General features: G+C 72.6%; 16 protein-coding genes. 13 read left to right on the plus strand and 3 right to left on the minus strand.

Annotation, left to right across the window (positions count from 1 at the left end; genetic code table 11):
* Window positions 1–59: 59 nt before the first annotated feature.
* The 4 genes from LE181_RS15910 to LE181_RS15925 all read left to right on the plus strand — a co-directional run bounded on the left by LE181_RS15910 (window position 60) and on the right by LE181_RS15925 (window position 4,493).
* Window positions 60–1,247, plus strand: a complete 1,188-nt coding sequence (locus tag LE181_RS15910) for an allantoate amidohydrolase (RefSeq protein ID WP_225661979.1) — start codon at window positions 60–62, stop codon at window positions 1,245–1,247.
* A complete protein-coding gene (locus LE181_RS15915) occupies window positions 1,238–2,575 on the plus strand; it encodes a formimidoylglutamate deiminase (RefSeq protein WP_225661940.1) in 1,338 nt (445 codons plus the stop codon). Before LE181_RS15910 ends, LE181_RS15915 begins: the two co-directional genes overlap by 10 nt.
* A 20-nt stretch (window positions 2,576–2,595) precedes the next feature.
* A complete protein-coding gene (gene hutI, locus LE181_RS15920; protein ID WP_225661941.1) occupies window positions 2,596–3,762 on the plus strand; it encodes an imidazolonepropionase in 1,167 nt (388 codons plus the stop codon).
* A gap of 80 nt (window positions 3,763–3,842) precedes the next feature.
* The gene (locus tag LE181_RS15925) at window positions 3,843–4,493 is read left to right on the plus strand and encodes a hypothetical protein (protein ID WP_225661942.1); all 651 of its coding nucleotides are present in this window, start codon (window positions 3,843–3,845) and stop codon (window positions 4,491–4,493) included.
* 63 nt (window positions 4,494–4,556) lie between these two features.
* Here the strand turns inward: LE181_RS15925 and LE181_RS15930 are convergent, their stop codons facing one another.
* On the minus strand, window positions 4,557–5,480 hold the full coding sequence (locus tag LE181_RS15930; RefSeq protein WP_372458373.1) for an RNA polymerase sigma factor SigF: 924 nt from the start codon (window positions 5,478–5,480) through the stop codon (window positions 4,557–4,559).
* A gap of 259 nt (window positions 5,481–5,739) precedes the next feature.
* Between LE181_RS15930 and LE181_RS15935 the strand changes: the two genes are divergently transcribed.
* From LE181_RS15935 to LE181_RS15955, 5 genes are all read left to right on the plus strand, one after another.
* A complete protein-coding gene (locus LE181_RS15935; RefSeq protein WP_190112310.1) occupies window positions 5,740–6,108 on the plus strand; it encodes an STAS domain-containing protein in 369 nt (122 codons plus the stop codon).
* A 155-nt stretch (window positions 6,109–6,263) separates the two neighbouring features.
* Window positions 6,264–6,758 carry an ATP-binding protein gene (locus LE181_RS15940; RefSeq protein ID WP_225661943.1) on the plus strand — a complete coding sequence of 165 codons (495 nt, stop codon included), beginning with the start codon at window positions 6,264–6,266 and terminating at the stop codon, window positions 6,756–6,758.
* A 154-nt stretch (window positions 6,759–6,912) separates the two neighbouring features.
* Window positions 6,913–7,779 (plus strand): LPXTG cell wall anchor domain-containing protein, encoded by an 867-nt coding sequence (locus LE181_RS15945; protein WP_225661944.1) that lies wholly within the window; start codon window positions 6,913–6,915, stop codon window positions 7,777–7,779.
* A gap of 35 nt (window positions 7,780–7,814) precedes the next feature.
* Window positions 7,815–8,654: a COG1470 family protein gene (locus LE181_RS15950; protein WP_225661945.1), complete on the plus strand. Its 840-nt coding sequence runs from the start codon at window positions 7,815–7,817 to the stop codon at window positions 8,652–8,654.
* Window positions 8,651–9,673: a hypothetical protein gene (locus tag LE181_RS15955; RefSeq protein ID WP_225661946.1), complete on the plus strand. Its 1,023-nt coding sequence runs from the start codon at window positions 8,651–8,653 to the stop codon at window positions 9,671–9,673. Before LE181_RS15950 ends, LE181_RS15955 begins: the two co-directional genes overlap by 4 nt.
* Before the next feature lie 86 nt (window positions 9,674–9,759).
* On the opposite strand, the gene LE181_RS15960 is transcribed toward LE181_RS15955, so the two are convergent.
* Window positions 9,760–11,292: a peptide MFS transporter gene (locus tag LE181_RS15960; RefSeq protein ID WP_225661947.1), complete on the minus strand. Its 1,533-nt coding sequence runs from the start codon at window positions 11,290–11,292 to the stop codon at window positions 9,760–9,762.
* A 469-nt stretch (window positions 11,293–11,761) separates the two neighbouring features.
* On the opposite strand from LE181_RS15960, the gene LE181_RS15965 reads away from it, so the two are divergent.
* Window positions 11,762–12,442: a response regulator transcription factor gene (locus LE181_RS15965; protein ID WP_225661948.1), complete on the plus strand. Its 681-nt coding sequence runs from the start codon at window positions 11,762–11,764 to the stop codon at window positions 12,440–12,442.
* Between the two features lie 54 nt (window positions 12,443–12,496).
* Complete coding sequence (locus LE181_RS15970; RefSeq protein ID WP_225661949.1) at window positions 12,497–13,741, plus strand: sensor histidine kinase; 1,245 nt, start codon at window positions 12,497–12,499, stop codon at window positions 13,739–13,741.
* 22 nt (window positions 13,742–13,763) lie between these two features.
* Here the strand turns inward: LE181_RS15970 and LE181_RS15975 are convergent, their stop codons facing one another.
* Window positions 13,764–14,324, minus strand: a complete 561-nt coding sequence (locus tag LE181_RS15975) for a GtrA family protein (RefSeq protein ID WP_225661950.1) — start codon at window positions 14,322–14,324, stop codon at window positions 13,764–13,766.
* A gap of 188 nt (window positions 14,325–14,512) precedes the next feature.
* Here LE181_RS15975 and LE181_RS15980 point away from each other — a divergent pair, with 188 nt between their 5' ends.
* The gene (locus LE181_RS15980) at window positions 14,513–15,670 is read left to right on the plus strand and encodes a 5-(carboxyamino)imidazole ribonucleotide synthase (protein WP_225661951.1); all 1,158 of its coding nucleotides are present in this window, start codon (window positions 14,513–14,515) and stop codon (window positions 15,668–15,670) included.
* Window positions 15,667–16,194 carry a 5-(carboxyamino)imidazole ribonucleotide mutase gene (purE, locus tag LE181_RS15985; RefSeq protein WP_225661952.1) on the plus strand — a complete coding sequence of 176 codons (528 nt, stop codon included), beginning with the start codon at window positions 15,667–15,669 and terminating at the stop codon, window positions 16,192–16,194. Before LE181_RS15980 ends, purE begins: the two co-directional genes overlap by 4 nt.
* The last annotated feature ends 2 nt before the right edge of the window (window positions 16,195–16,196 follow it).

Consider the following 16,196-nt stretch of genomic DNA (forward strand, 5'->3'; position numbering starts at 1 on the left):
CCCAGCGGAACGATCGCCCACAACCGGAGCAGCCCGCCGCAGGCGCAGGTTTCCACGAGATGTGGCGCGACCTCGCGCCCATCGGCCGCAACCATGACACCGGCGGCTACCGCCGCTTCGCCTGGACCGGCGCCGACACCGACTGCCGCGAGTGGTTCAAGGCGCAGGCCGAGAGCCGCGGCCTCACCTACGAGACCGACCGCAACGGCAACCAGTGGGCCTGGCTCGGCGACCCCACCGCGGGCGACGCCGTCGTGACGGGCTCCCACCTGGACTCCGTTCCCGACGGCGGGGCCTTCGACGGCCCCCTCGGCGTCGTGTCGTCCTTCGCCGCCCTCGACGAGCTGCGCGCCCGCGGCGCGCGGCCCGGCCGCCCCCTCGCCATCGTCAACTTCGGTGACGAGGAGGGCGCCCGCTTCGGCCTCGCCTGCGTCGGCTCCCGGCTGACCGCCGGACAGCTCACCCTCGACAAGGCCCACGCGCTCCGGGACGGCGACGGGGTCTCCCTCGCGCAGGCCATGGAGCGGGCCGGCCACGACCCGGAGGCCATCGGGGCCGACCCCGGGCGCCTCGCCCGGATCGGCGCCTTCGTCGAGCTCCACGTGGAGCAGGGCCGTGCCCTCGCGGACACCCCGCACGCCGTCGGCGTCGCCTCCGCCATCTGGCCGCACGGCCGCTGGCGGTTCGACTTCCACGGCGAGGCCAACCATGCCGGCACCACCCGCATCGAGGACCGCCGGGACCCGATGCTCACCTACGCGAACACCGTCCTGGCCGCCCGCAAGAAGGCCCGCCTCGCCGGAGCCCTGGCCACCTTCGGGAAGGTCAGCGTCGAGCCGAACGGCGTCAACGCCATCGCCTCCCTCGTGCGCGGCTGGCTCGACTCGCGCGCCGCCGACGAGGAGACCCTCGCCGCCGTCGTCGCCGAGATCGAGCAGGCGGCCGTCGAGCGGGGGACCCGCGACGGCGTCGGCGTCCACGTCACCCGGGAGTCCTTCACCCCCGTGGTGGAGTTCGCCCACGACCTGCGCGACGAGCTCGCCAAGCTGCTGGGCGGCGTCCCCGTGCTGCCCACCGGCGCCGGACACGACGCCGGTATCCTCTCCGGCGTCATCCCCACCGCCATGCTGTTCGTACGGAACCCGACCGGCGTCTCGCACTCGCCCGCCGAGACGGCCACCGAGGACGACTGCCTCGCCGGGGTGACCGCACTCGCCGACGTACTGGAGGGCCTCGCGTGCAGGTGACCTATTGGGCCGAGCACGCGTGGCTCGGCACCCACGTCGAGCCGGGCGTGGCCATCGACGTGACCGCCGACGGCCGCATCGCGGCCGTCCGCACGGACGTCCCGGCCCCGCCCCCGGGAGCGGTCGCCCTGCGCGGGCTGACGCTGCCCGGCCTCGCCAACAGCCATTCGCACGCCTTCCACCGCGCCCTGCGCGGCCGCACCCAGGTCGGCAGCGGCACGTTCTGGACCTGGCGCGACGCCATGTACGGCGTCGCCGACCGCCTCACCCCCGAGAGCTACCACGCCCTCGCCCGCGCCACCTACGCCGAGATGGCCCTCGCCGGCATCACCTGCGTCGGTGAGTTCCACTACCTCCACCACGCCCCGGGCGGCACTCCCTACGCCGACCCCAACGCCATGGGCGCGGCCCTGATCGCGGCCGCCGCCGACGCGGGCATCCGCATCACCCTCCTCGACACCGCCTACCTCTCCGCGGGCTTCGGCGAGCCCCCCAACCGTCACCAGCTCCGCTTCTCCGACGGTACGGCCGACGCCTGGGCCGAGCGGGCCGCCGCCCTCAAGCCCGCCGGCCACGCCCGCATCGGCGCGGCCGTGCACTCCGTACGGGCCGTGCCCGCCGGCCAGCTGACGACCGTCGCCGACTGGGCGAAGGACCGCGAAGCACCCCTGCACGTGCACCTCTCCGAGCAGACCGCCGAGAACGACGCCTGCCTGGCCGCGCACGGCTGCACCCCCACCCGGCTGCTCGCCGACCACGGGGTGCTCGGCCCCCGCACCTCCGCGGTGCACGCCACCCACCTGACCGACGACGACATCGCCCTCCTCGGCGGCGCCGGCTCGACCATCTGCATGTGCCCCACCACCGAGCGGGACCTCGCCGACGGCATCGGCCCCGCCGTCCGGCTCCAGCAGGCCGGCAGCCCCCTGTCGCTCGGCAGCGACAGCCATGCCGTGATCGACCTCCTGGAGGAGGCGCGCGCCATGGAGCTCGACGAGCGGTTGCGCACCCGCACCCGCGGCCACTGGACCGCCGCCGCGCTGCTGCGCGCCGCCACCGCCGACGGCCACGCCTCCCTCGGCTGGGACGACGCGGGCCGCATCGCGCCGGGCGCGCTCGCCGACCTCACGACCGTCGCACTGGACTCCGTCCGTACCGCGGGGCCGGATCCCCTGCACGCTGCCGAGACGGCCGTATTCGCCGCGACGGGCGCGGACGTCCGGCACACGGTGGTCGGGGGCCGGCACGTCGTGCGCGACGGGGCGCACCTGCTCGTACCGGACGTACCGCAGGCCCTGGCCGATTCCATCGCCGCCCTGCGCGGCTGACGCCGAGGACCGGAGTAAGCATGAGCACGGCGATCATCAACATCAGCAGTCTCGTCACCAACGACCCCTCCCTCGGCGAAGGCCCTCTCGGCCTGATCCGGGACGCGGCGGTCGTCATCGACGGCGACCGCATCGCCTGGATCGGTGAGACCAGCAAAGCACCCGCCACTGACAACGCCGTCGACGCCGAGGGCCGCGCGGGCCTCCCCGGCTTCGTGGACTCCCACTCCCACCTGGTCTTCGCCGGCGACCGCACCGCCGAGTTCAACGCCCGCATGTCCGGCCGCAGCTACAGCGCCGGCGGCATCCGCACCACGGTCGCGGCGACCCGCGCGGCGACCGACGAGGAGCTCGAAGCCAACCTCCTCCGCTACCTCCGCGAGGCCCTGCGCCAGGGCACCACGACGCTGGAGACCAAGTCCGGCTACGGCCTGACCACCCACGACGAGGCCCGGGCCCTGCGCATCGCCGCCGCCCACACCGACGAGGTCACCTACCTCGGCGCGCACATCGTGGCGCCGGAGTTCGCCGACGACCCCGGGGCGTACGTCGCCCTCGTCACCGGCGAGATGCTCGACGCCTGTGCCTCGCACGCCCGTTGGGTCGACGTGTTCTGCGAGCGGGGCGCCTTCGACGGCGACCAGGCCCGGGCGGTCCTGGAGGCGGGCCGGAAGCGCGGACTGATCCCGCGCGTCCACGCCAACCAGCTCGGCCACGGCCCCGGCGTGCAGCTCGCGGTGGAGGTGGGGGCGGCCTCGGCCGACCACTGCACCCACCTCACCGACGCGGACGTCGACGCCCTGGCCAACGGCGACACCGTCGCCACGCTGCTGCCCGGCGCCGAGTTCTCCACCCGCGCCCAGTGGCCGGACGCCCGCCGCCTCCTGGACGCGGGCGCGACGGTCGCCCTGTCCACGGACTGCAACCCCGGTTCGTCCTTCACCAGCTCCATGCCCTTCTGCATCGCCCTGGCGGTCCGGGACATGGGCATGACCCCCGACGAGGCCGTGTGGGCCGCCACGGCGGGCGGGGCGGCCGCCCTGCGCCGCACGGACATCGGCCGCCTGACGCCGGGCGCCCGCGCCGACCTCGCCCTGCTGGACGCCCCCTCGCACGTCCACCTCGCCTACCGGCCCGGTGTGCCGCTGGTGTCGGCGGTCTGGCGGCGGGGCGTCCGCGCCCTCTGAGAGGACGTCAGGGCCCGGTCAGGGCGGCATCAGGGTGTTCCCCGAGGTCCCAGGGGTGCCCGGGCCGAAAAGATCGGGCCATGGCAAAGGAAACGTGGGGGCGGACGGCGTACGTCGCGGGGCCCGTGTGCATGGGGGTCTACGGCCTCATACGGCTGATCGACGAGGAGCACGGCCCGGGCCCGGCCTGGACGCTGGGCCACCTCGCCCTGCTGGCGGGCGTCGTGCTGTTCGTCCCGGTGTTCCTGGGGCTGGACGCCCGGGCGGCGCACGGAGGGGGCGCGGGCCGCCGGTGGTTCGCCGCGACGGGGCTCCTGCTGGGGCTGCTGGGCGTGGCGGCGGTGACGGTGCAGGCGGGGATCGACGTGCTCGTCGGCGCCCATGCGGAGGACCGGGCGACGATGGACGCGCTCTTCGAACGCATCCAGAGCCACGCCGGGGTGAAGCCCGCCTTCTACACCGTCGGTCCCCTGCTCTTCTACGTGGGGCTGGTGCTGCTCGTGGGGCAGTTGGCGGTGCAGCGCATGACGGCGGCCTGGCGGCCGCCGGCCGTCGTGGCCGGGGTGGCGGTCACGGCCGCGAGCCTGGACCTCATACCCGTGGGCGCGCTGATGTTCCTCCTCGCGCTCGCCCCGCTCCGCGACACGCCGGAAGACGGCGCGTCGGGAGGCGACACGTCCGGCCGCGGGGCACTGCGTGCGGCGCAGCCGACGCCGCGCCGCACGGTGTGATCCGTGCGGCGCGCGGGCCGGTGAGCGGAGGCGGTGCCGTCCCGCAGGGGTGCGGCGCCGGTGTCACTCCTCGGTCAGCAACCCCCGGCGCAGCCGCACCAGGGTGCGGGACAGCAGCCGTGAGACGTGCATCTGGGAGATGCCCAGTTCGTCGCCGATCTCCGACTGCGTCATGTTGGCCACGAAGCGCAGGGAGAGTATCCGCCGGTCGCGCGGCGGCAGTTCGGCGATGAGGGGCTTGAGCGACTCGACGTACTCGATGCCTTCGAGGCTGTGGTCCTCGTAGCCGATGCGGTCCGAGAGGGAACCCTCGGGCTCGTCCTCCTCGGCCTGGGCGTCTAGCGAGCTCGCGGTGTACGCGTTGCTCGCGGCCATGCCCTCGACGACCTCGTCCTCCGACAGGCCCAGCCGCTCGGCCAGTTCGCCCACGGTGGGGGAGCGGTCGAGCTTCTGCGCCAGCTCGTCGCCGGCCCGGGCCAGGTCGAGCCGGAGCTCCTGCAGGCGCCGGGGAACGCGCACCGACCAGCTCGTGTCACGGAAGAAGCGCTTGATCTCGCCGATGATCGTCGGCATCGCGAAGGTGGGGAACTCGACGCCGCGGCTCAGCTCGAAGCGGTCGATGGCCTTGATCAGCCCGATGGTCCCGACCTGGATGATGTCCTCCATCGGTTCGCTGCGGGTGCGGAACCGTGAGGCCGCGAACTTCACCAGTGCCAGGTTGAGTTCGACCAGCGTGTTGCGGACGTACGCGTACTCGTGGGTGCCCTCTTCGAGCGACGCGAGGCGCGCGAAGAGCGTCTTGGACAGAGCACGCGCATCGACCGCTCCCACCTCTTCGTAGGGAGGGATGTCCGGGAGCCCGGTGAGACCGGGGTCGCTGTGCTCGGGCGGGGTTGTCGACGACGCGGTCTCCCGGTCCTCGGGGGTGCGCTGCGCCGGGGCGGCGCACGAGGTATCGGAATGCTTTTCGTCGAGCCGGGGTGACATGGTCTCCTCCATCATTCTCGGCACATGGCTGCCGATGCCGTGACCCTTTGCTGCGGTTTGCGGCGCCTCCGAGGCCGTCCGTGGCGGATGTGTCCCTACTAGCCCTACCGGTCTTTACCTGCATATGGCAAGTACCGTTTGTCCGGTTACGCCGGAAATGGCGGAAGTTCGGCTTCCGGACGCGCGTCAGGAAGGCGTAGGGTTTTGCCTGCGCCACACGGGTACGCCATGAAGGCACGTAAGGCACGAAGGGGAGCGCATGGAACGCGGGATGGTCGGCAATCCGAGCAGAGGCCGGCTACAGGTGGAGGTCCGGCGTCATGGTGCGAGCTCGATCGTGTCACCGGCGGGTGAGCTCGATCACCATACGGCCGAATTGTTGCGTGGACCACTCGAGGACTGCGTCCGTGACGGCGACGCACGCGTGGTGGTCGACTGCTCGCAGCTCGACTTCTGCGACTCCACCGGACTGAACGTGCTCCTCGGCGCACGCCTGAAGGCCGAGGCCGCCGGAGGCGCGATCCACCTGGCCGCCATGGGCCCCGTCGTGGCCCGGGTCTTCGAGATCACGGGCGCCGGAGCCGTCTTCACCGTTCACGACACGCTCGATGCGGCCCTCGCCGACTGAGCTCGTCCGAATATCTCCTTCCGGTCCGCAGTCGCCTGTGTCACAGGCGTCATGTCGAATTCGTGGGTGTTCTCACGATTCCGCCGGGCAGGAGACAGCTGAATCCCTTGTAGATGTTCGTGTTCGTTTCGGTGAATCGGTGAGGTGAAGCGCTGATGAGCACCCCCCGGGCGTGCCCACCGCCGGACGGTCCCGGTCCGGATGGATCGGGCGCCGTCCCGGCCGGCTCACCGCCACCGGCCGGCCAGAGTCGCAGGCTGCGCCTTGTCGGTGTGGGCGGCGCCGTGCCGCTCTCCCGTGATTTCACCCGGCAGGCGCTCCACGACTGGGGCTGGCTGCCGGCCGGCACCGCCGACCACCGCGCCGCCGCCGAGGACGTCCTGCTGGTCGTCTCCGAGCTGGTCACCAACGCCTGCCTGCACGCCGACGGGCCGGAGGAGCTGCGGGTCAGCTGCACCGGCAAGGTGCTGCGGCTGGAGGTCGCCGACCTCGGTGCCGGTACGCCCGCACCCCGCACCCCGCACCGCGCGGGGCGGCCGGGCGGCCACGGCATGTTCATCGTGCAGCGGCTCTGCCTGGACTGGGGGGTCCTGCGGCGCGACGGCGTCGCCGGCAAGACGGTCTGGGCGGAGCTGGCCGCTCCGTCCTGACGGACCGCACACGCCCCCTCCGGAGCACGCCGCGCGTCGAGTGCGGCGTGTTCTTTGTCTTCCCTCTCCACGGTCCCCGGCGTACTGTCGGCGCCCGATCTGATGTGTCGTCAGTAACTTTCGGCTGCGGCACCGGACGAGAGGGGAACCCCAGGTGTCCCACATCCCACGCCATCCCGTGCGCCGCGTCGGTGCGCTCGTGGTCTCGGCGGCGCTGGCCGGTGGCACGATCCTGCTGGTCGCCCCGGCCGCACAGGCCGAGACCGTCGACGTCGAGTACCACTGCAAGACCCCCATCGGGGACAAGAGCGCCGTCTCCCCCATCGACATCAAGGCCGTGGCGAGCGGCGACGCGTACAAACTCACCATGTCCTTCCAAAAGGGCGTCTCCTCCAGTCCCATCGAGCTCGGCAAGGGCGCGATGAAGCCAAGCGCCGTCATCAAGCTCGGCGGCGCCGACAGCGGCACGGTGGCGGTCTCGGGCCCCGCCAACGACCAGCCGGTACCACCCAACACACCCATCAAGATCAGTGACTTGTCGGGCACGTACACGCCGAAGAAGGCCGGACAGGTCACGTTCACGGCCTCGACCCTCACCATCTCCGCGCTCGGGACCACGACCACCTGCAACCCCGCCAACAACCCCAAGCCGTCCCTGACCCTCGACGTCAAGGCCCCCGGCACCACCACCGGCGGCTCCACGAGCGGGTCCACCGGCGGCTCCACGAGCGGTTCGACCGGCGGCTCCACCGCGGGCTCGACCGGAGGGTCGTCCACCGGCGGTTCCGGCAGCACCGGCGGCAGCACGAGCGGGACGAGCGGCACGGGCGGCACGTCCGGCTCCACCGGCGGAACGACCGGTTCCGCGAGCGGCACGTCCGGCGCGACCGGCGGCGGCCAGTTGCCGCAGACCGGGCCCAGCGACTCCGCCGTCGCCCTCGGCACCCTCGGCGGCACGGTGCTCCTCGCCGGCGTCGCCGGCACCCTCTGGCTCACCCGGAGGCGCCGCACCGCCGGCTGACCCCCGCCGCATCCCCCACGCCCAGGGAGCCGCCGATGACGTCCCGCACCCGCGCCGCCGCGCTCTCGGCCGTACTACTGGTGCTGCTCACCCTCCCGGCGGCCCCCGGCGCGGCCGCCGCGGACGCGTCGCCGTGGACGGCCTACCCCGCCCCCGCCGGCGCGAAGGCCCCCACCCCCGAGGACCGGTCCGCCTTCTACCTGGAGGGCGCGCCGGGCGCGGTGCTGCAGGACAAGCTGTCGGTCGCCAACGCCGGCGACCGGCCCCGCACGATCGGGCTGCGCGCCACCGGCCCGTGGGTCTCGCTCGCGACCGCGCGGGTGACCGTCCCGCCCCGCACCCGCGCGGACGTGCCGCTGACGGTGACCGTTCCCGCGGGCACGACGCCCGGCCGCCACGCCGCCGCCGTGATGGCGACGGGGGAGGGCCGGCTGCTGCGGGTCCCCCTGGCGGTACGGGTCGGCGGCCCGGCCCTGTCCGCGCTCTCGGTCGAGCACGTCCGGGTCAGCGGCGCGGGCGGCGCCGCGGTCATCCGCTACTCCCTGGTCAACCGGGGCAACACCACCCTCGCCCCGCGCCTCGCCCTGCGCGCCGAGGGGCTCTTCGGCGAGGTCCTGCGCCGGCCCGCCTACGGTGTGCCCGCCGAGCTGCCGCCGGGCCGCAGCGTGCGGCTGACCGAGAAGTGGCCGGACGCCCCCCGCCTGGACCGGGTGCGGGTGCGCATCACCGCCACGACCCCGGACGGCATCCGTGCGGCCGCCTCCGGCTCGTACGCGCCGCTGCCCTGGCTCGGGCCCGCCCTCGCCGCCGCGGTCGCCCTGGCGGCGGCAGGCGCGGCCGTACGGCTCCTACGCCGGCGCAAGGCCCGCTCATGAACGGCCGCGGAGTGCGGGTTCGCCTCGCGGTGCTGCTCGCCGCGCTCCTCCTCGGCGCCACCCCGGCCACAGCCGCCACTGCTGAAACAGGCATCACTGCAGAAACAGCCACCACGTACGGCACCCAACGCTCCGGGGCCCCCAGCGTCACCGTCGACCGTCCCGAGGCCGCCCGCGGCGCCGGCGTCACCGTCAGCGGCAAGGGCTGGCGGCCCGGGGCCCTGCTGACCCTGCTCGTCTGCGGACAGAACATGATCGGCGGCACCAACGCCTGCGCCAACGCCGAGGGCCGTACCGTCACCACCGCCCCCGACGGCACGTTCCGGCGCGACCTGCCCGTGGCCGCGCCGCCCGAGCCGTGCCCGTGCGTGGTGCACGTCGCAACGGTCACGGGCGAGCCGGCGACGGCCGACGCGGCGTTCTCCGTCACCGGGCACCCGGTCGAGCCCCTGCCGCAGCGGACCGGCGGCGAGCGGCTGAGCGTGCTCGACGCCCGGCTGGAGGGCGGCGGCTCCCTGCTGACCTGGTTCGGGGCCCCGCCCAAGCGCCGCCTCGTCGTCACCGTCGCCAACCTCGGGCCCACGCCCGCCGTGGACCCCGCCTTCCGGCTCGGCACGTCCCGCGGGGTGCTCGCCCCGTCCTGGGAGGACCGGCCCTGGCGCGGCACCGTCGCCGCGGGGGGCAAGGAGCGGGTGTCGCTGGACGTGGAGCTGGCGGCCGGCGCGTACGGGGACCACCTCGTCTCGCTGCAGTACGGCGGGACGGTGCTCGTCGAACAGCCGTGGGACGTGAGCCGCCCGTGGGGCGTCACGCTCTTCTGGATCCTGCTGTGCGTCGTGGTGCCGCTGGCGGTCTTCCGCGCCGGCATGGCGGTGGTGGACCGGCTCCGCCCCCGTACGCCCGCACGGGCCGCGCCGGGACCGGGCGGCGTGGCGGCCACCCCGTCCCTGCCCTGGTTCACCCCGGCCTCCGGTCCGCCCGCCGCGCCGCGGCAGGACCCGGGCGAGGGCGCGCGGTGAAACGCGAAGTGCCCCCGGCGCTGCATTGCGCCGGGGGCACTTCTCACGTGCACGTACGGGTCACGTACGGGCCGATCGCGTTCGCGTCAGCGCACGTCGCCCATCAGGGCCTCGATGCGCTTGCGGTACATCCACACCGCGAGACCGGCCAGGGTGGCGGCGGCCGCCTGTCCGAGGATCACGCCGATGCCGTTCAGGTCGGCACCCGACTCCGAGAGCAGGGTCATCGTGCAGTCGCCCGCGGTCACCGCGAGGAACCAGACACCCATCATCTGGCTCGCGTACTTCTTCGGCGCCATCTTCGTGGTGAGCGACAGGCCGACCGGGGAGAGGCACAGCTCGCCCATGGTCTGGATGCCGTAGATCATCAGCAGCCAGGCCGGGGTGACCTTCGTGCCGTCGGTGGCCATCGCCATCGGGATGGCGAAGACGAAGAACGAGGCACCGATGCCGACCATGGCCATCGAGAACTTCACCGTGGTGGTGGGCTCGCGGTCGCGGCGGGCCAGCCACAGCCACATCGAGGCGAAGACCGGGGCGATGGCCATGACCCACAGCGGGTTGACCGACTGGAACCAGGTCGACGGGAAGTCGATGCCGAAGACGTTGTCCGCGGTCTTCTTCTCGGCGAAGGTCGACATCGTCGAGCCGGCCTGGTCGAAGATCATCCAGAAGACGGCGGCGGCGACGAAGAACCAGATGTAGCCGCTGACCTTGGTCTGCTCGCTCGCGGTCAGTTCCTTGTCGCGCTTGATGCGCGTCAGGACCGTGATCGGGATGACGACGCCGAGCAGGGCGAGCGGGATGGTGGCCCACTTCTGCGTGAAGTGACCGGTGCCCCCGACGACGCCGTAGAAGGCGACGGCGACGGCGAGCCACAGAGCGGCCTTCGTCAGCGTGGCCTTGCGCTCCTCGGCCGTCAGCGGCTTCGGGACGACGCTGCTGGTCGGGCTGAGGTGGCGGGTGCCCAGCAGGAAGAAGATCAGGCCGAGGCCCATGCCGAGCGCGGCGATCGAGAAGCCCAGGTGCCAGTTGACCTTCTGGCCGACGGTGCCGATGACGAGCGGCGCGGCGAAGGCACCGACGTTGACGCCGATGTAGAAGATCGTGAAGCCGCCGTCGCGGCGCGGGTCCTGCGGGCCGTCGTAGAGGTGGCCGACCATCGTGGAGATGTTGGCCTTCAGCAGACCCGAACCCGCCGCCACCAGCGCGAGGCCGGCGAAGAACGAGGGCTTGCCCGGGATCGCCAGCGCCAGGTGGCCGGCCATGATGACGCACGCCGCGATGGCGACCGTCTTGCGGGGGCCCCAGACGCGGTCGCCGAACCAGCCGCCGGGCATGGCGAGCAGGTAGACCATCGCCACGTAGACGGAGTAGATGGCCACCGAGCTGGCCTCGGGCATCGCCAGACCGCCGCCCTGGCTGTCGGGCTTCGCGTCCGGACCGCCGGCGATCAGATAGACGACGAGGAGGGCGCGCATGCCGTAGTAGCTGAAGCGCTCCCACATCTCCGTCATGAAGAGGGGGGCCAGGCCGCGGGGGTGGCCGAAGAACGTCTTGCCGGAGGCCGGAGAGGTCTTCTCCTGCTCCGCCGTGCCCTTCGTCAGGCTGGACGCCATGGTCAATCCTTGTGTTCTCGGGACGCGCGGTGGAGCGGGTGCGCGCCCGGGTGGGGGTGGGCCGGCACCGGCTACGCGCCGCCCGCCCCCACGCCCGAGGGGTTCGGTCCCTCGGAGTACGAGGAGCCGGCAGGACGGCCGCACGCCGGGATCCACGTCCCCGCGCACCTTCGCGCGACGGACCCGGCCGACAGGTCATTCACTGTGAAACAAGACTGGGGGTCCAGCCCTGTGCACAACAGAGACCTTCGGCGCGTCGGACAAGCCGAAGGTCCCTCGGTGGTGCTACAGACGTCGGGTCACCATACGTCACACCCTGCCCCGGAATGGAAGCCGTTGAGACATGGATCACAGCGTTTTCCGGAACCGCTGGCGCATATTCGAAGGTGATAGCACTTTCGGTGAAGTGTTGCCCCGGGACCCCTCCACTACACCTCTGACGTGCGCCCGAGCGGACTACCATCTCTGCATGACCCGAGTACTGCTCGCCGAGGATGACGCTTCCATCTCGGAGCCGCTCGCACGCGCGTTGCGCCGCGAAGGGTACGAGGTGGAGGTACGCGAAGACGGTCCCACGGCGCTGGACGCCGGCCTTCAGGGAGGGGTGGACCTGCTCGTCCTCGACCTCGGGCTGCCCGGCATGGACGGTCTGGAAGTGTGCCGCCGACTGCGCACCGAGGGCCACGGCTTCCCCGTCCTGGTGCTCACCGCCCGCGCCGACGAGGTGGACACCGTCGTCGGCCTCGACGCCGGCGCCGACGACTACGTCACCAAGCCCTTCCGGCTGGCCGAGCTGCTCGCGCGCGTACGGGCCCTCCTGCGCCGCGGCACCGCCGACACCCACCAGCAGTCGCCGGCCACGCACGGCGTCCGCATCGACGTCGAGTCGCACCGCGCCTGGATGGGCGACGAGGAACTGCAGCTCACGGCGAAGGAGTTCGACCTGCTGCGGGTCCTGGTGCGCGACGCCGGACGGGTCGTCACGCGCGACCAGCTGATGCGCGAGGTCTGGGACACCACCTGGTGGTCCTCCACCAAGACGCTGGACATGCACATCTCCTGGCTCCGCAAGAAGCTGGGCGACGACGCCGCGAACCCGCGCTACATCGCCACCGTCCGCGGTGTCGGCTTCCGCTTCGAGAAGAGCTGAGCCGGCACCGGGCCCTCCGGGGCTGACCCCGTACCACCGCGCCCGGAGGGCATCGTGCGCCGCCGACTGATCAACTCCACCCTCGCCGTCGTGCTCGTCGTGATCGCCGTGTTCGGCATCTCGCTGGTCATCGTCGAGACCCGCACGATCGAGAGCAGCGCCCAGGAGAGCGTGCAGTCCGAGGCCGTGCGGCTGGTGAGCATCGTCGACAGCCGGCTGGTGGGCGGCGAGCGCGTGGAGTCGGAGGTGCTGCGCGAGCAGATCACCCCCGAGCGCTACGCCCGGATCGACATCCCCGGCCGGCAGTCCATCGAGATCGGCAGCCGCCCCGAGGGCGGGGTGATCACGGCGACGCAGAAGGGCGAGCAGGGCGAGACCGTACGGGTCGAGGAGTCCCGCTCCACGGTCAGCCGGGAGGTCGGCCGCACGCTGCTGGTCATCCTGGCCGTGGCGCTGCTCGCCGTGGTCGCCGCCGTCTTCCTCGCGGTGCGCCAGGCCAACCGGCTCACCGCCCCGCTGACCGACCTCGCCGAGACGGCCGAGCGGCTGGGCTCCGGCGACCCCCGCCCCCGGCACCGCCGCTACGGGGTCCCGGAGCTGGACCGGGTGGCCGACGTGCTGGACGCCAGCGCCGAGCGGATCGCCCGGATGCTCACGGCCGAGCGGCGGCTGGCGGCCGACGCCTCGCACCAGCTGCGCACGCCGCTGACCGCGCTGTCCATGCGGCTGGAGGAGATCACGCTCACCGACGACCCGGAGACGGTCAAGGAGGAGGCGACGATCGCCCTCGCGCAGGTGGAGCGGCTGACCGACGTCGTCCAGCGGCTGCTGACCAACTCCCGCGACCCGCAGACGGGTTCCGCCGTCACCTTCGACCTCGACGAGGTCGTCAAGCAGCAGATCGAGGAGTGGCGGCCCGCCACCCGCACCGCCGGGCGGGCCCTGGTGCGCTCCGGCAAGCAGGGGCTGCGGGCGGTGGGCACCCCCGGCGCCGTCTCCCAGGTGCTGGCGACGCTGATCGAGAACTCACTGATGCACGGCGACGGCACCGTCGCCATCCGCACCCGGGTGACCGGCAATCAGGCGGTGGTGGAGGTCTCCGACGAGGGGCCGGGCGTGCCGGCCGACCTGGGGTCGAGGGTCTTCGAGCGGACGGTCAGCGGCCGCAACTCGACGGGCCTGGGCCTGGCCGTCGCCCGCGATCTGGCGGAGGCGGACGGCGGGCGGCTGGAGCTGCTGCAGCAGCAGCCGCCGGTGTTCGCGCTGTTCCTGAGCCGGGAAGCCGATCCGCACGACTGACGCGGCGACCTGCCCGGCCGGCTCACTTCGCCGCGTCGACGCGCTGCGGCTGCGGGGGCGGCGCCACGGCCAGGAACGATTCGGCGGTCTCGACGGCGAACACATCGCCGGTCACGACGGCCGTGCGGGCCGGCAGGGTGCGGAAGACCCAGGTGCGGTAGGACCAGAAGCGGAAGACCGTGCCGAGACCGAGGCCGATGACGTTCTTCGCGACGTTGTCGGCGAGCGGGGTGGTCAGGCCGAGGCCGTAGTGGGAGAGGGCCAGGACGCCGTTCTCGATGACCAGCCCGATGCCGCTGAACAGCAGGAACAGCGAGAGCTCGCGGCTGCGGCGGTTCTTGTCGCTGTCGTGCCGGTAGGTCCAGTAGCGGTTGCCGATGTAGTTGGTGCCGATGGCGACGGCCGTGGCGATGACGCCGGAGCGCACCACGGCGAGCCCGAAGCCGTGGACGCAGATGTTGAAGACGATGAAGTTGACCACGAAGCCGATCGCGCCCACGGCGCCGAACTTCGCGATCTCACGGGCCAGCCGCTCCAGCCGGGAACGCACTGTGCGCGGTCGAGCTGTGCGCGGTCGAGTCATGTCCTTCATGCTAACCAGGGGCCGCGGGCGGCGACTCGGAGAGTCGGTGAATGACCGGCTAACGGGAGCTTTCGGTCCTTATCGGCCAGTGGCGCGACGGCTTCCGGCCGGCGGAATTACTTCCTCCGGAATTGGAGGATCATCCAGGGGCGGTAGGGATGGTTCGTGCGTACGGATACTCTGGGGGCGTGACGTTCCCGGTAGTCGGCATGGTCGGCGGCGGCCAGCTCGCCCGTATGACCCACGAGGCGGGCATCCCCCTCGGCATCAAGTTCAAGCTGCTCAGCGATACCCCGCAGGACTCGGCGGCCCAGGTGGTGAGCGACGTCGTCATCGGCGACTACCGCGACCTGGACACCCTTCGTGCGTTCGCACAAGGCTGCGATGTGATCACCTTCGATCACGAGCACGTTCCGACCGAGCACCTCCGGGCCCTGGAGGCGGACGGCATCCCCGTCCGCCCGGGGCCCGACGCATTGGTGCACGCCCAGGACAAGGGCGTGATGCGGGCGAAGCTCACGGAGATCGGCGTGCCGTGCCCACGGCACCGGATCGTGGCCGACCCGGCCGACGTGGTGCGCTTCGCCGGCGAAGGGGCCGCGGAAGGCGAAGGGGACGGCTTCCCCGTCGTCCTCAAGACCGTGCGCGGCGGCTATGACGGCAAGGGCGTGTGGGTGGTCCGCAACGCCGAACAGGCGCAGGAACCGTTCCGCGCCGGCGTGCCCGTGCTCGCCGAGGAGAAGGTCGACTTCGTCCGCGAGCTCGCCGCCAACGTCGTCCGCTCCCCGCACGGCCAGGCCGTCTCCTACCCCGTCGTGGAGTCGGTCCAGGTCGACGGCGTCTGCGACACGGTCATCGCCCCCGCACCGGACCTCTCCCCGGAGCTCTCCGCGCACGCCCAGCAACTCGCCCTCAAGGTGGCCAAGGAACTGGGCGTGGTGGGCCACCTGGCGGTGGAGCTGTTCGAGACCCGCGACGGCCGGGTGCTCGTCAACGAGCTCGCCATGCGCCCGCACAACTCCGGCCACTGGACGCAGGACGGCGCGATCACCTCGCAGTTCGCCAACCACGTCCGGGCCGTACTGGACCTCCCGCTCGGCGACCCGCGCCCGCGCGCCCGCTGGACGGTCATGGCCAACGTCCTCGGCGGCGACTACCCCGACATGTACTCCGCGTACCTCCATTGCATGGCGCGGGACCCGGGCCTGAAGATCCATATGTATGGCAAGGACGTCAAGCCCGGCCGCAAGGTCGGACACGTCAACACCTACGGCGACGACCTGGCGGATGTGCGCGAGCGCGCGAGCCACGCCGCCGGATACCTGCGAGGAACGATCACGGAATGACTGGTTCCCCCATCGTCGGCATCGTCATGGGCTCGGACTCCGACTGGCCCGTCATGGAAGCCGCGGCCAAGGCCCTGGACGAGTTCGAGGTCCCCTACGAGGTCGACGTCGTCTCCGCGCACCGGATGCCGCGCGAGATGGTCGCCTACGGGGAGCAGGCCGCCGACCGCGGCCTGAAGGCCATCATCGCGGGCGCGGGCGGTGCGGCCCACCTCCCCGGCATGCTGGCCTCCGTCACCCCGCTGCCGGTGATCGGGGTCCCCGTTCCGCTGAAGTACCTGGACGGCATGGACTCCCTGCTGTCCATCGTGCAGATGCCGGCCGGCGTGCCGGTCGCCACCGTCTCCGTCGCCGGCGCCCGCAACGCCGGGCTGCTGGCCGTCCGGATGCTCGCCGCCCACGACGGCGACCTGCTCGCCCGCATGCGTCACTTCCAGGACGAGCTCAACGACCAGGCCACCCAGAAGGGCAGGCGGCTGCGCTCCAAGGTGCAGGGGTCCACCGGCTTCGGCTTCGGGAAGTGAGC

The organism is Streptomyces sichuanensis (assembly GCF_020328095.1).
Taxonomy (GTDB): domain Bacteria; phylum Actinomycetota; class Actinomycetes; order Streptomycetales; family Streptomycetaceae; genus Streptomyces; species Streptomyces cinnamoneus.

Bases quoted from the DNA above. Each gene is read 5' to 3' on its own strand.
- LE181_RS15910 (WP_225661979.1), top strand. From the start codon at position 60: ATGTGGCGCGACCTCGCGCCCATCGGCCGCAACCATGACACCGGCGGC.
- hutI (WP_225661941.1), top strand. From the start codon at position 2,596: ATGAGCACGGCGATCATCAACATCAGCAGTCTCGTCACCAACGACCCC.
- LE181_RS15925 (WP_225661942.1), top strand. From the start codon at position 3,843: ATGGCAAAGGAAACGTGGGGGCGGACGGCGTACGTCGCGGGGCCCGTG.
- LE181_RS15930 (WP_372458373.1), bottom strand. From the start codon at position 5,480: ATGTCACCCCGGCTCGACGAAAAGCATTCCGATACCTCGTGCGCCGCC.
- LE181_RS15935 (WP_190112310.1), top strand. From the start codon at position 5,740: ATGGAACGCGGGATGGTCGGCAATCCGAGCAGAGGCCGGCTACAGGTG.
- LE181_RS15940 (WP_225661943.1), top strand. From the start codon at position 6,264: ATGAGCACCCCCCGGGCGTGCCCACCGCCGGACGGTCCCGGTCCGGAT.
- LE181_RS15950 (WP_225661945.1), top strand. From the start codon at position 7,815: ATGACGTCCCGCACCCGCGCCGCCGCGCTCTCGGCCGTACTACTGGTG.
- LE181_RS15955 (WP_225661946.1), top strand. From the start codon at position 8,651: ATGAACGGCCGCGGAGTGCGGGTTCGCCTCGCGGTGCTGCTCGCCGCG.
- LE181_RS15960 (WP_225661947.1), bottom strand. From the start codon at position 11,292: ATGGCGTCCAGCCTGACGAAGGGCACGGCGGAGCAGGAGAAGACCTCT.
- LE181_RS15965 (WP_225661948.1), top strand. From the start codon at position 11,762: ATGACCCGAGTACTGCTCGCCGAGGATGACGCTTCCATCTCGGAGCCG.
- LE181_RS15975 (WP_225661950.1), bottom strand. From the start codon at position 14,324: ATGACTCGACCGCGCACAGCTCGACCGCGCACAGTGCGTTCCCGGCTG.
- purE (WP_225661952.1), top strand. From the start codon at position 15,667: ATGACTGGTTCCCCCATCGTCGGCATCGTCATGGGCTCGGACTCCGAC.